Below are 13,382 nucleotides of genomic sequence, written 5' to 3' on the forward strand. Positions count from 1 at the left end.
CATGCAGCGTTCGCGCCTTCGAGGTCTGATCCGGCGCCTCCGCGAAGCCCGAGGGGCAGGTGCGATCGTGCGCGCCGCCGACCGCCTGTGGTGGTACCGCGTCATCTCGGCCTCGTCTCTCGTCGACACCGAGTACTACGCCGCGCAGCTGGGGCTGGGCCGGGTGCCGGCATCCCTCGCCATCGCCCACTACGTCTCGCGGGGATTCCGCCGCGGCATGAGCCTGAACCCGCTGTTCGACGACGTCGTCGCCGGGTGGGAGCTGCCCGAAGTCACGCGCGTTCCCGCCCTGTACGCGTACCTGGTGAACGAGCGCGAGACCATCTCGATCCACCCGTGGTGGGATGCCGTCACCTACGGGGCAGAGCGCGGTGGGCCGGGGCTCGAGGCGGCGTGGGCGAAGCCGAAGGAGCAGCTGCAGGTGAGTGCTGCCGGTCACGAGTGGACTCTGACCGTCGCCGAGGTGCGTCGCCGTGCGATTTCGGCCGCGCGCCAGTGGCGTCGAGTAGCGCGAACACGTCAGACCGCCCCGCCCCGCGACACCGCTCTCGTCCGCATCGTCCAGGCGCACGATCGTCGCTACGTGCGCAAGCTCGTCCAGGTCGCGCGTCGCGCCGACGAGTGCGACGTCCTCGTCCCTCTCGTCGACGTGGATGCCAGTCAGTGGGTGTCGACGGCTCTGCTCGCCGATCTCGTGCCCGGGGTGCGCGTGAGCGGTCACCGTCGGGGAACGAGCTGGCGGTCGGTCCTCGCGGCGGCGGTTCGGGGCCTATCGGCATCCACCGTTGTCGTTCTCGATCCCCGCGCGGAGTTCGACGACTCGCAGCTCGACGCGCTGATCTCGCAGGCGTCCGCGGGAGCGGCCGTGTGCGCGGCCCACCGCGCGGCCGATGGCACGATCGACGCGGTCGGGGCCGCCGACGTCGGCGGTGCGAGACCGTACGCCCTGTTGTCCGGCCTGCCGGGCGACGATCTGACGGGACTGCCCGAATCGGTCGACGTCCCTCTTCTCTCCGGCCGCACATTCGCGATGCCCTCTGCGGTGCTGCGGCGCGCTCTCGACGACGTCGATGACGCAGAACCCGACGCCCTCTCGGCGATGTCGCGGACGGTGCGGGACGAACTACCCCTTCGCGCGCTGCCGCGGGTGTCTCCGGTGCTGGACGAACCCGCGTTCGCCTTCGCCCCGAAGCGGGCCGCGCATCGCCCCGCGCGCGGAGCCGACGAGCGCGATCGCTCGCGAGCGGAGGCCGTGCTCGAGGAAGCAGGGTTCCGCGTCGAGCGCTGGGTCGAGGCGGGGCAAGGCCGCGTCGAGCCGGTCCTCAGCTGGATCAGGCCCCACCCCGACGCGCGTCGTTGGGCGGTCAAGATGTGTGCTCCGGCCGGCAAGCAGGGCGCGGTCTGGGGCGATGCCCACTTCGCACGGGGTCTTGCCAACGCGCTGCGCCGACTCGGCCACACCGTCGTCGTCGACGCCTACGACGCGCGGGCGCGTTCGACGACCGTGGTCGACGACGTCTCGGTCGCGATCCGCGGCCCGTACGCGTTCGAGGCGACGTCGACGGGCGTGAACCTCGAATGGATCATCAGCCACCCCGACTCCCTCACCCGCGATGAAGTGGCGGGATTCGACCGCGTCTTCGCCGCGTCGCACGGCTGGGCTGAGCGGGCGGGGCGTCGATGGGGCCTCGAGATCGAGACGCTGCTGCCGTGCACCGACACCGACGTCTTCCACCCCCGCGGGCTGCCGCGCGACGAGGACATCGTTTTCGTCGGCAAGACTCGCGGGGCGGCCCGCCCGAGCGTGGTCGAGCCCGTGAAGGCAGGGATCCCCGTGCGCGTCTACGGGCCCGACTGGGCGCATTTCGTGCCCGCTTCGTCGATCGCTGCCAAGTCCATTCCTCACGAGCGTCTCGCGGAGCGCTACGAAACGGCATCCATCGTCCTGAACGACCAGTGGCCCGACATGCAGCGGGAGGGGTTCATGACCCTGCGTCCGTTCGACGTCGTCGCGGTGGAGGGGCGCCTCGTGTCCGAGCCCGTCGAGGGTCTCGAGGACCTCTTCGAGGGAGCGGTCGTCACGTATCGCGACACCGCGCACCTCGTCGAGATGCTCTCGGGCCCGGCCGACGATCTCTTCCCCGACGCCGATCGGCTTCGGAGGATCGCCGCGCGCGTGCGTGAAGAGCATTCCTTCGATGCACGAGCCGTCGTTCTCGACCGAGCGGCGCGCGAGATCGCCGCTCGCGGCCGCTGACACGGGCGGGACTCGGCCGCACCCCTATGCTCGGACCCATGCCTTCTCGCGTGGGAATCGTCGTCCGCACTCGCAGGCGCCCCGACTTTCTTCGGCGGGCCCTTGCGGACATCTCGGCGCAGACGTTCCGCGACTACCGCGTCGTGGTCGTGAACGACGGGGGAGTCCCCGACGAGGTCGAAGCAATAGTCGCTGCCTCCGACGTACGAGACGCCGTGCAGGTCCGCCACATCGCGGAGGGTGAGGGCGGCCGGTGCATCGCCGCGAACGCCGGCGTGCGCGACGCCGGGACGGATCTCGTCGTGCTCCACGACGACGACGACCGCTGGCATCCGGAATTCCTTTCGCGCACCTCGGCGTGGCTCGAAGGTCATCCCGGAGCCCCCGCCGTCGCCGTTCCGACCGAGATCGTCTACGAGGAGCGGCGCGGCGGCACCTGGACCGAGGTCGGCCGGGCCCCCTTCTGGGCGGGGATGCAGCGCATCTCGCTCGGCGAGATGATGAGCGTCAACCGGGCGGTCCCGATCTCGGTGCTGTACCGCCGCTCGATCCACGACGAGGTCGGCTGGTACGACGAATCCCTCGACGCGGTCGAGGACTGGGACCTGTACCTCCGCATCCTCCGCGCCGGCGAGATCGGTTTCCTCCCCGGCGAGGCGCTGGCCTTCTGGACGCAGAGACCGGATGCCACGGGCCTCGACGCCAACAGCATGTTCGCGCTCACCGAGGAACACGCCGTCGATGACGCACGCGTTCGCGACCGCGCGCTCGCGGAGTGGGTGGGCCGCGAAGGAGAGGGCCTTCCGCTGTACATGGCCGCCCTGCACGAGAAGTTGACCTCGCACATCGACGCGCGTCTCGAAGAGACTGCGGCCCGACTTCGCGACGATCTGCGGAGCGAACTCGACGCACATCAGCCGTTCTGGTCACGATTGCGGCGACTGCGCCGAGGACTCCGCCGGCGATGACGACCTGATGTCGCGCGGCGTGGGTGGGTGCGCAGGAAGGGTATCCCACGCATAATGTTTGCGTGAAGCACGCCACCGACGCAACCGTCCCGTCTCCCCTCCGGCGCATGCGCGGCCTGCTGCCCGTCCTCCTCGTCGCCGGGGTCCTCGCGTTCTCCGCCTGCGCGACGACCCCCGAGTCCACGACCCCGTCGCCCACCGCGTCGGATGCTACGGCATCCCCGACGACCACCCCCTCTTCGTCGCCGCAGCCGAGCGAGACACCTTCCCCCTCCGCGTCGAGCAATGCGCAAGCGACCGCGACGCCCTATAACGGCGAGATCCTCATCATCACGTCCGAGGTCCGTGACGGATCTCTACAGGTGTCGGCCATGGTGCCGGGGGTGTCGGAGTCGGGTGGCACCTGCACCCTGACCCTCACGTCCACGGGCGCGAGCGTGCAGACCGCGGCGAACGAAGGCAAAGACGTCACGTACTGCGGTCTGATGTCCATCGCGGTTGCGGGCGGGTCTGGCGAACCCGCGTTCCAGGTCTCGTACGCGTCGAGCACCACGTCGGCGAAGTCCGCGGTGACGACGGTCGAGCCGACCTCGTGATCGGTCGCACCCGACGACGAGGCATCGCCGCGGTCGTCGCGGCGTGGGCATGCGGTCTCGCGCTGCTGGTCGCGGCGCCGATCGCCCTCCCGGCGACCGTCGCTCCTGCTCCCGCAGCCTCTGCGGCGAACGCCTCCGATTGGAACGCGGGCAACATCATCGACGACGCCGTCTTCTACGACGGTAACGCGATGAGCGGCGGCGAGATCCAGGGGTTCCTGAACGACAAGGTGCGCAACTGCCAGTCGGGCTACACCTGTCTCAAGGACTACCGGCAGAATACCGACAACAGGCCGGCGGACAAGTACTGCAACGGCTACTCCGGCGCGGCCAACGAAAGCGCCGCGACGATCATCGACAAGGTCGCCCGCTCCTGCGGCATCAGCCAGAAGTCGCTGTTGGTGCTCCTCCAGAAGGAACAGGGCCTGGTCACCTCGACCGCTCCCTCGGCATGGAACTACTCCGCGGCGACGGGGCAGGGCTGCCCGGACACGGCGCCGTGCGACGCCTCGACGCAGGGCTTCTTCTACCAGGTTTACTATGGGGCTCGACAGTTCGAGGTCTACCGGCTGAACCCCACGTGGTGGGGCTATCAGGCGGGGCGCTGGAACAACATCCTTTACAACCCCAACGGCGGTTGCGGGACCCAGCGCGTCTACATCGAGAACCAGGCCACGGCCGGGCTCTACATCTACACCCCGTACGTGCCGAACCAGGCGGCGCTCAACAACCTCTACGGCACGGGTGACGGTTGCTCCGCGTATGGGAACCGCAACTTCTGGCGGACGTTCACGGATTGGTTCGGGTCCACGCGTGTGCAGGGCAACCCGTTCGGCAACATCGAGGCCATTCAGCCCGTGGTCGGCGGTTTCCGTGTCGCGGGCTGGGCTATCGACCCGGACACGTCCAACCCGATCGACGTTCACGTATATGCCGGTGCGAGCGGAACGCCCACGACCGCCAATATCTCGCGCCCCGATGTCGCGGGCGTGTACCCGGACGCCGGCCCGAATCACGGGTTCGATTTGACCGTTCCGTCCCCTCCGGGGCAGAGCGTCAACGTGTGCGCGTATGCGATCAACGCGGCTGGGGTGGGGAACGGAAGTAATACCCTTCTCGGCTGTCAGCAGCTCGCGCCAGTCTCGGGTACGCCGGTCGGCTCGTTCGATACCGCGACCGCGGTCGAAGGTGGGGTGCGTTTCACCGGGTGGGCCGCTGATCCCGACACCGCGTCGCCCATCACGGTTCACGCCTACATCGGTGACCTGGGAAACGCGCTGACCGCGGATGCGAACCGTCCGGATCTGGCTGGACCGTTGCAGAGCCTGGGTACGGCCCACGGCTTCGATCGGACCTTCGGTGCGACCCCCGGCACTTATCAAGCCTGCACCTATGCCCTGAACGTCGGAGCCGGCGCGAACGTGGCGATGGGATGCAAGAGTGTCACCGTCGCACCGTTGCCTGAGCGTGGACGCACGCCGATCGGCGTTCTGGAACAGGTCGCCGTCACCGGCACGACGGCTAACGTCGCGGGATGGGCGCTCGATCCGGACACCCACCTGCCGATCCCGGTCCACATCTATGTCGGCTCCGTCGGCAAGGCCTACACCGCGGATCTCGCTCGAGCAGATGTCGGACGAGCGTGGCCCAGTTACGGACCAAACCACGGTTTCTCGGAGAATGTCGATCTGCCGTACGGCACCTCAAATGTTTGCGCTTACGCTCTCAACACGAAGCCCGGCGCAAACCTCCTTCTCGGATGCAAGTCCGTCACGGTCACACCGCCGCCTCGGAGCGCACCGCCCTTCGGCAACGTCGAGGTGATCGAGGGCCGGAGCGGTTCGGTCCACGTGGGTGGGTGGGCGCTCGATCCCGACACCGACCAACCCATTCGCGTACACGTGTACATCGGGCGGAACGGCGTTGCTCAGACGGCCGACCTCACGCGTCCGGACGTGGCAGCCGCCTTCGGGAAGGGTGCCTCGCACGGGTTTGACGCGACTCTTCCCGCGCCGGTGGGACAGAACCAGGTGTGTGTCTACGCGATCAACGACGGGGTGGGAGACAACACTCTGCTCAGCTGCCGAGAGGTCACCGTTACTCCATGAGCTCCGACCTCGAACTCGGAGGAGCGAAGCACCGGGCGCGGGATCTGTTCTCCCGCAGCTGGATCGGCGCGCTTTCGATCGCCCTCACCTTCCTGGCCCTGGCGGCGTGGGGCTTCTCCTCGCCCATCGGTTCCAGCCCCGATGACGACTACCATCTGGCATCCATCTGGTGCGGACTCGGGGAGCGCCCGGGGCTGTGCGAACCCGGTGCGTCGGATGCCGAGCGGGCGGTACCGCGACAGTTCACCGATGCGCGTTGCTATACGTTCCGTCCCGATGAGAGCGCTGCGTGCTTCGATGCATCCGAATCCGGCCTCACCTCGACCGACCGCGTGGACGTGAAGGGCGCGTACCCGCCTGTCTTCTACGCGGTGATGGGGACGTTCGCAACGACGGACGTCCAGACCTCCGTGCTCGTCATGCGTCTGTTCAACGCCGCCCTGGCGTGCGTCCTGTGGAGCGTCGCTTTCTTCCTCGTCCGGCGCTCGGACCGTCCCGCGCTCATCGTGTCCGTAGTCGCGACGTGCGTGCCGCTGGGCACGTTCCTGATCGCGTCCACGAACCCGTCCTCTTGGGCGATAGCCGTGGCGCCGGTGATCTGGTTCGCTGCGTGGGCTGCCCTCCGGTCCGAGGGTGCGCGGCGTATCGGCTTGAGCGTTCTGATCATCGTGGCCACCGCGATAGGTGCCGGTGCCCGAGCCGACGCGGCTCTTTTCGCCGTCGCCGGAATGGGGGTGGGGATCGTCATGGGCTTCCGAGCCCTGCGGCCCTCGGTCATACCTCTGGCAGCGATGGGGCTCTCAGCGATCATCGCGCTCCTTCTGTATCGGACAGCTCAGCAGGGGGACGCCCTGTCCGACGGTCTCGTGTCCGCGACCCCGCCGCTGACGACACGGCAGCTCGTCGAGAACGTCCTTCAGCTGCCCTCGCTCTTCAGCGGCGTCAACCCCGGCTGGGGCCTTGGGTGGCTCGACACCAACCTGCCCGCCAGCGTTTGGGTCGCGGTCATCGCCGTCATGGGAGCGGTGACGACCATCGGGCTGAGGCGCGTGCATTGGCGGCGGGCGACCGCACTGATCCTCGTGGCTGTCGCGCTGTGCGTGATGCCGCTCTATCTGCTCGCCCAGACCCATGCTCTGGTCGGAACGCAGGTCCAGCCGCGCTACCTCCTCCCCTTGCTCATCATCTTCTTCGGCCTGACCGCGGCGACGAGCTCAGCAGCCGGAGAATGGCGGGGGCCGCGTCAGTGGATTCTCTCCATCGTCGTCGTCTTCGTCATGTGCGTGTCGCTCCACGTCAACCTCCGCCGATACACGACGGGCGTCGACGACGCTGCGCTCGACCCGGGTCGAGACGCGGAATGGTGGTGGGTCGGAGCGCCGTCGCCGTTCGCCGTCTGGGTGGTCGGATCCCTCGCGCTTGCGGGATTGCTTGCTCTCCTCGCACTCCGTAATCGCCGCGCCGAGGTCGGCGGGGCGAACGATGCCAGAACTCTCGCCGCCGCGGAGGACGCGTCTCACGGGGTGTCGACCTACCGCACCTGAGCGGATCCGCACGCGCTGATACTGCCGAACATCTCATCCGGCATGCCATCGGAACATCTCGCGCTATGCGTCTCGACGGTCCCCACGCTCTTCAGCCTCTCGGGGAACCGGCTAGGCCTCGGGGCCGAGTGGCGATACATGCGAGCCCGGCTGTGCCGAGCCCGGGGGGTCGCGTCGCTCCAGGGTGGTGAGGCGCATGTCCATGATCGCGACCGTCTCGGCGAGCCGGCGGTTGCGCTCCTCCGCCCGAGTGAGCTCGGTGCTGTGCTGGATGCTGACGAGGAAGAGAACGGCGATCGAGACGAAGAAAACGAGGTTGGTCGGGACGTCTATGCCGAGTAGATGAGCCGCCCCCTCGAGCAACGCGGGGAAGATGCCGACGACCAGTCCGAGCGTCGCGCCGACGAGCCACCACACTGCGTGCCGTTCGCGCAGACGCCCTCGACGAAGCATGTCGATGACGGCCAGAAGCGTGCCGGACGCCACCGCGATGCCCAGGATGTAAGACGCGATGCTCATGGGGTCGCCCCCTGTTTCTCGACGGGGCGAATGGCGGCGATCGTAATGGCCATCACGGCGCGAGCGAGGTATTTGGTCGAGCGCAGCGGTCCCGAGGACGGCTGTCCTCCGAGTCGGGTCCTCATCGCGACGGGAAGCTGCGAGATGCGGCATCCAGCTCTCGCGGCGATGACCAGCGCTTCGACGGTGTCACCGAGATACTCAGCCGGCATGTTGTCCGCGAACAGCCGGATCGCACGTGGGCCCGCGGCCTTGAATCCCGACGTCGTATCCGTGAGGCGGACACCCGTCATAGCGCGGATGGTCGTGGCGAGAAACTGCATGGCCCATTTGCGGGGCCCGGCAACCTCATATTCGCCGTCCCCGGCGAAGCGAGCCCCGATGACCAGATCGCTGTCGGCGAGCGCAGCCAGCAACTGCGGAACGTAACGGGGATCGTGTTGTCCGTCGGCGTCCACTTGAACGACGGCTCCGTAGCCCTGGTCCCGGGCGTAGACAAATCCCGTGCGCAGTGCACCGCCGACTCCGAGATTGTGGGGGAGACGCGCGACCATCGCACCTGCGAGGCGGGCCTTCTCACTTGTCTCGTCGCGCGAACCGTCATCGATGACAAGACAATCGGCGAAGTCGCTCGTCTCGGCGAGAACCTCCGCGACGACAGCAGCCACGCTTTCGGCTTCGTTGAAGGCGGGCATCACGATAAGAGCCCGATTCGAACGATCCGTCACCCCACAACCCTACCAATCCCACCAATTAGAGTTGTGTCGGTGAAAACTCCTCGCCTGCCGACACGTCTCAGTGGTTCGACCCTGGTCGTTGCGTCGACGGGCGTGGCGGGACTGTTCGGCTATGCGATCCAGACCGTCGCTGGCGCCGGCCTGGAGGCGAGCGCTTACGCGCACTTCAGCGTGTTCTGGGCCGCTGTGTTCCTCGCGGTCGGATCGATGAGTGGCGTGCAGCAGGAGGTGACCAGGGCCGCCCGCCCCGGGGCGCAGGGAGGCGAAGCGGGGCGTCGACTTCTCATCGGCGTCCTGGCGGTCGCCGTGACGGCGGCCGCACTCGTCGTCGCGAGCGGAGCGTTGTGGGCTGGAGTGGTGTTCGCGGACGACGGCGGCGCGTCCCTCGCGCTCCTCTCGGTCGCCGTCCTCTTCTCCGGGGCGGTCGCCGGAATCGCAGGGGTGCTCTACGGGCTCCACGATTGGCGTCGTGTGGCGCTGGTGATCTCTCTCGATCCCGCCTTACGGTTTCTCATGGTCGGAGGGAGCCTTGTTGCGGGACATGCCGAATGGCTGCCGACGGCGATCGTCGCGCCGATTCCGGTGACGTTCGTCAGCGCCCTCCTCCTCGTCATTCCGCGCCTCCGACAGGGGGTCACCGTCGATGTCGCGACGACGAGGCATCTGGTGGGCAACATTTCCCGCGCCATCGTCGGGGCGGCGGCCACCGCTGTGCTCGTGAGCGCCCTGCCGCTGTTCATCGGTGCCGCAGCGCGGGACATCTCCGCTACGCAAACGGGGGCCCTGCTCTTCAACCTGACGCTGACACGCGCGCCGATCGTGATTCCAGCGCTGGCCTTCCAGTCCCTGCTGGTGGTTTTCTTCCGCGACCGTCTGACACATGTCGCGCGTTCGACCTTGCTCATGACCGGTGGCGCCGTGGCCGTCGCCCTGTTGGTGGCGATCGTCTGCGGGATCCTGGGTCCGACGGTGATCGGGGGGCTCTTCGGAGACGGTTATCGACTCTCCGGTCTTCCGTTGGCCTTCCTGGTGGCGAGCTCGGGACTCACCGCGGGCCTCTCCGTGACGGGGGCGGCGACGATCGCGCTGCGTCGTCACACCGCTTACCTGGGGGGCTGGGTATTCGCGGCCCTCGCGGCGGTGGTCCTGCTGTTTGTCAGTCCTGGAGACACGATCACACGTTCGGTGGTCGCGTTGTCGTTCGGTCCCGCACTCGGTTTGCTCGTCCACGTCACAGCCATCTGGCGGGCCCGCTCGTCATCACGGGTCTGATCGACCTCGAGACTAGGCGGCGATCAGCGCAGAGCGTGCCGCAGGAGCGCGGCGATCCCGCGGCCGTGCCGGGCTCGCACCGCTGCGGGAAGACGGGTGATCGCGCTCAGCCTGCTCGAGACCCGGAACGTCGCCGCTTTCCTTGCCCCCGTCCACCCCCGTGCCTCCGCGCGGGCGGCGGCGCTCTCCAAGACCGAGCGCTCTTCCGCGAACCGTGAGCCGTCGTCGGCTTTCCACGACGACACGCTCGCGCGGTGGCGACGGTACTGGAACGTGACCAGGTCGTCCGCGACCAGCGAACCGCCCGCGTCGGCGATGCGTAGTTGAACGTCCAGGTCGAGGGCGACGTCCAGGCTCGCATCGAAGGGAAAAGAGCGAAGAGTCTCGATGCGCCAGCAGATTGACGGGAAGTACGTCCAGCACGCGCGGGACAGCGAGCGCGCGAGGGCGGGCCCGGTGAGCACCGCCGGACGCCGCGAGGGAGCGTAGAAGCGCTTCACGCGATCCGCGAGAGGAAGCACCTCGTGACCGTTGTCGGAGATCACCACAACCCCGGGTTGCAGGTACGACGCCTCAGGGTGGGCAACCGCAAGGGCCTTCATTCGCCGCACGTAGCCAGGGAGGGCGACGTCATCACAGCCAATCATGCAGACCAACGGCTCACGGGCAAGATCGGCGCACTTCCGGAAGTTTCCGCTGACACCCAGGTTGTCGGGGTTGCGCTCGTAGCGGATGCGATCGTCACCCAGCGACTGAACCCATTCCCCTGGCGCGGGGTCCGGGTAGGCGTCGTCGAGGACCGTCAGGATCCAGTCGTCGTCGTCTTGGGCGAGGACGGACCGGACCGCGGTCTGCAGAAGAGCGAACGAGCCGTAAAACGGCATCATGAACTCGACGGTCACGAGGTCGCGGAGCTCTCGAGGTACTTCTCCAGAGACATCGCCGAGACAGCGACATCGCTCACCTCGAGAACACTGTTCCGCGGGCGCGGTGCGACCGGCGCACTGCTGCCGGCGAAATAGGCCTCGGTGCTGACCCCGGATACGCTCTCCGGGTCGTGCCCCGAAAGGCGGAAGACCTCGCGTGCGATGTCGAACCAGCTCACCGGTGCACCTCGCCCCGTCACGTTGTACACCCCGGAGGGCGATTCCGCCTCGAGGAGACGGCGGATGGTCGCAGCGATGTCACTGGTGAAGGACAGGCGTCCGAACTGGTCGTCCACGACCCGCGGCTCGATGCCGCGCTCCGCAAGAGAGGCCATGGTGCGCACGAAATTGTTCCCGTCGCCGATCACCCAGCTCGTGCGAAGGATGTAGTGGCGGGGCACGGTCGCGACGATCGCGTCGCCCGCGGCCTTCGTCTGACCGTAGACGCCCAGTGGTGACACGGGGTCGTCGATCGAGTAGGCGCCGTCCTTCGTGCCGTCGAAGACGTAGTCGCTGGAGACGTGCACCAGGGTGATCCCGTTCTCACGGGCGACCCGGGCCAGTCCCGCGACCGCGGTTACGTTGGCGGCCCAGGCGTCCGCCCGTCCTTCAGGGGTCTCTGCGACATCGACCTTGGTGTACGCGGCCGCGTTGATGACGACGTCATAGTCGCGCCAGCGGCGTGCGGCATCCAGATCGGATGAGGTGAGGTCGAGGTCGCCGCGGGTGGCGTACTCGATCCAGGGGTGCTCGCCGAATTCCGCGCGCAGGGCGCGACCCAGCTGCCCGTTCGCTCCGGTGACGAGGATCTTCTTGCGCGGCATGGGTACCACGTCGGCGAGACGGGGATGCGCCTTGTCCTTCGCGCTGATCTCGACCTCGGCGAGTGGGATGGGCCACTCGATGGCGGCCGTCTCGTCGGCGAGATTGAGGAAGGTGTACGTCGCGTCAGGCGACCAGTGGTCGTTCACGAGGTAGGTGTACGCGGTGTCGGCTTCGAGGGTCTGGTAGGAGTTGCCGACCCCGCGCGGAACGAAGATCGCCGTAGCCGGATCGAGTTCAATCGTGAAGACGGCACCGAACGTGTCGCCCTCGCGGAGGTCGACCCATGCCCCGAAGATCCGACCGGTGGCCACGGAGACGTACTTGTCCCAGGGCTCGGCGTGGATGCCGCGAGTGGTGCCCACTGCATCGTTGAACGAGATGTTGTTCTGCACGGGGCCGAAGTCGGGCAGGTGAATGCCGGCTGCGGTCATCTTCTCGCGCTGCCAGTTCTCTTTGAACCACCCGCGTGCATCTCCGTGTACCGGCAGATCGAGGACGATGAGACCGGGGATGGGCGTCTCGCGGACGGCGAGAGCCTTGCCGAAGGTGATCGACATCGAGGTCACTGCCCCTTGCTTGCGTAGAACGCTTCCACGCCGTCCTTGGCGGGTGCCCACCAGGCCTCGTTGTCGCGGTACCAGTCGATGGTGGCGGCGAGCCCTGATTCGAAGTCGCCGTAGGTCGGCGTCCATCCGAGTTCGGTGCGGAGCTTCGTCGAGTCGATCGCGTACCGCATGTCGTGTCCCGGGCGGTCGGTGACGAGGTCGTAGGCGTCCGTCGGCTGACCGGTGATCTGCAGGATCAGCTCGACGACGCTCTTGTTGTCCTTCTCGCCGTCCGCGCCGATGAGGTAGGTCTCGCCGATCTCACCCTTGTCGAGGATCGTGAGGACCGCGGACGAGTGATCGTCGGCGTGGATCCAGTCGCGGACGTTCTCTCCGGTTCCGTAGAGCTTGGGGCGAATTCCGCGCAGCACATTGGTGATCTGCCGGGGGATGAACTTCTCGACATGCTGGTACGGCCCGTAGTTGTTCGAGCAGTTGCTGATGGTGGCGCGCACGCCGAACGAGCGCACCCAGGCCCGCACGAGCAGATCGGATCCGGCCTTCGTCGACGAGTAGGGCGATGAAGGGTTGTACGGCGTCTGCTCGGTGAAGCGTGCGGGGTCATCGAGCTCGAGGTCGCCATAGACCTCGTCGGTGGAGATGTGGTGGAAGCGCACGTCGTGTTTGCGAGCGGCCTCGAGAAGCGTATAGGTGCCGATGATGTTCGTGTCGAGGAACGGGCGGGGGTCGTGCAGGGAGTTGTCGTTGTGCGACTCGGCGGCGTAGTGCACGACGGCGTCCGCTTCTGCCACGAGCGGGTCGACGACTGCCGCATCGGCGATGTCGGCGACGACGAGGTGGACCCGATCGGAGGGCAGCCCCTCGAGCGAGGCGCGATTGCCGGCATAAGTCAGCTTGTCGAGCACGGTCACCGTGTGGTCGGTGTGCGCGATGACGTGGTGCACGAAGTTGGAACCGATGAAACCGGCGCCACCGGTCACGAGAAGACGACTCATGAGGTCAAGGTTAGCGGGGTGGGCGCCGTGTCCCTGAGAGGTCGGATTGGCGGCGGTCGCGCAACATAG

Annotated in this window: 11 protein-coding genes; 6 read left to right on the forward strand and 5 right to left on the reverse strand. The window is 67.6% G+C overall.

Annotated elements, in window-relative coordinates; translation table 11 throughout:
- The first annotated feature begins 1 nt into the window (after position 1).
- From MTE01_RS01620 to MTE01_RS01640, 5 genes are all read left to right on the forward strand, one after another.
- Positions 2–2,257, forward strand: a complete 2,256-nt coding sequence (locus tag MTE01_RS01620; protein ID WP_141375353.1) for a glycosyltransferase family protein — start codon at positions 2–4, stop codon at positions 2,255–2,257.
- A 38-nt stretch (positions 2,258–2,295) separates the two neighbouring features.
- Positions 2,296–3,225 carry a glycosyltransferase family A protein gene (locus MTE01_RS01625; RefSeq protein WP_141375355.1) on the forward strand — a complete coding sequence of 310 codons (930 nt, stop codon included), beginning with the start codon at positions 2,296–2,298 and terminating at the stop codon, positions 3,223–3,225.
- Between the two features lie 62 nt (positions 3,226–3,287).
- A complete protein-coding gene (locus MTE01_RS01630; RefSeq protein ID WP_141375357.1) occupies positions 3,288–3,821 on the forward strand; it encodes a hypothetical protein in 534 nt (177 codons plus the stop codon).
- Positions 3,822–4,012: 191 nt separating this feature from the next.
- Positions 4,013–5,929, forward strand: coding sequence for a hypothetical protein (locus tag MTE01_RS01635; RefSeq protein ID WP_141375359.1), 1,917 nt, complete (start codon positions 4,013–4,015; stop codon positions 5,927–5,929).
- The gene (locus MTE01_RS01640) at positions 5,926–7,473 is read left to right on the forward strand and encodes a DUF2142 domain-containing protein (protein WP_141375361.1); all 1,548 of its coding nucleotides are present in this window, start codon (positions 5,926–5,928) and stop codon (positions 7,471–7,473) included. Before MTE01_RS01635 ends, MTE01_RS01640 begins: the two co-directional genes overlap by 4 nt.
- Positions 7,474–7,584: 111 nt before the next feature.
- Here the strand turns inward: MTE01_RS01640 and MTE01_RS01645 are convergent, their stop codons facing one another.
- Together MTE01_RS01645 and MTE01_RS01650 are read right to left on the reverse strand one after the other, a co-directional pair.
- The gene (locus tag MTE01_RS01645; RefSeq protein WP_141375363.1) at positions 7,585–7,992 is read right to left on the reverse strand and encodes a DUF2304 domain-containing protein; all 408 of its coding nucleotides are present in this window, start codon (positions 7,990–7,992) and stop codon (positions 7,585–7,587) included.
- Positions 7,989–8,687 (reverse strand): glycosyltransferase family 2 protein, encoded by a 699-nt coding sequence (locus MTE01_RS01650; protein WP_141375839.1) that lies wholly within the window; start codon positions 8,685–8,687, stop codon positions 7,989–7,991. The genes MTE01_RS01645 and MTE01_RS01650 overlap by 4 nt, the downstream gene beginning before the upstream one ends.
- 72 nt (positions 8,688–8,759) lie before the next feature.
- Between MTE01_RS01650 and MTE01_RS01655 the strand changes: the two genes are divergently transcribed.
- Positions 8,760–10,001: a hypothetical protein gene (locus tag MTE01_RS01655; RefSeq protein WP_141375365.1), complete on the forward strand. Its 1,242-nt coding sequence runs from the start codon at positions 8,760–8,762 to the stop codon at positions 9,999–10,001.
- 23 nt (positions 10,002–10,024) lie between these two features.
- Here the strand turns inward: MTE01_RS01655 and MTE01_RS01660 are convergent, their stop codons facing one another.
- The 3 genes from MTE01_RS01660 to rfbB are packed head-to-tail and all read right to left on the reverse strand — an operon-like array spanning position 10,025 to position 13,313.
- Complete coding sequence (locus MTE01_RS01660) at positions 10,025–10,903, reverse strand: glycosyltransferase family 2 protein (protein WP_141375367.1); 879 nt, start codon at positions 10,901–10,903, stop codon at positions 10,025–10,027.
- Positions 10,900–12,309 (reverse strand): sugar nucleotide-binding protein, encoded by a 1,410-nt coding sequence (locus MTE01_RS01665; protein WP_141375369.1) that lies wholly within the window; start codon positions 12,307–12,309, stop codon positions 10,900–10,902. The genes MTE01_RS01660 and MTE01_RS01665 overlap by 4 nt, the downstream gene beginning before the upstream one ends.
- Before the next feature lie 5 nt (positions 12,310–12,314).
- Positions 12,315–13,313 carry a dTDP-glucose 4,6-dehydratase gene (rfbB, locus tag MTE01_RS01670; RefSeq protein WP_141375371.1) on the reverse strand — a complete coding sequence of 333 codons (999 nt, stop codon included), beginning with the start codon at positions 13,311–13,313 and terminating at the stop codon, positions 12,315–12,317.
- Positions 13,314–13,382: the final 69 nt, after the last annotated feature.

Source organism: Microbacterium testaceum (genome assembly GCF_006539145.1).
Lineage (GTDB): Bacteria > Actinomycetota > Actinomycetes > Actinomycetales > Microbacteriaceae > Microbacterium > Microbacterium testaceum.

Bases quoted from the DNA above. Each gene is read 5' to 3' on its own strand.
- MTE01_RS01620 (WP_141375353.1), top strand. From the start codon at position 2: ATGCAGCGTTCGCGCCTTCGAGGTCTGATCCGGCGCCTCCGCGAAGCC.
- MTE01_RS01625 (WP_141375355.1), top strand. From the start codon at position 2,296: ATGCCTTCTCGCGTGGGAATCGTCGTCCGCACTCGCAGGCGCCCCGAC.
- MTE01_RS01635 (WP_141375359.1), top strand. From the start codon at position 4,013: ATGAGCGGCGGCGAGATCCAGGGGTTCCTGAACGACAAGGTGCGCAAC.
- MTE01_RS01640 (WP_141375361.1), top strand. From the start codon at position 5,926: ATGAGCTCCGACCTCGAACTCGGAGGAGCGAAGCACCGGGCGCGGGAT.
- MTE01_RS01645 (WP_141375363.1), bottom strand. From the start codon at position 7,992: ATGAGCATCGCGTCTTACATCCTGGGCATCGCGGTGGCGTCCGGCACG.
- MTE01_RS01650 (WP_141375839.1), bottom strand. From the start codon at position 8,687: ATGCCCGCCTTCAACGAAGCCGAAAGCGTGGCTGCTGTCGTCGCGGAG.
- MTE01_RS01665 (WP_141375369.1), bottom strand. From the start codon at position 12,309: ATGTCGATCACCTTCGGCAAGGCTCTCGCCGTCCGCGAGACGCCCATC.
- rfbB (WP_141375371.1), bottom strand. From the start codon at position 13,313: ATGAGTCGTCTTCTCGTGACCGGTGGCGCCGGTTTCATCGGTTCCAAC.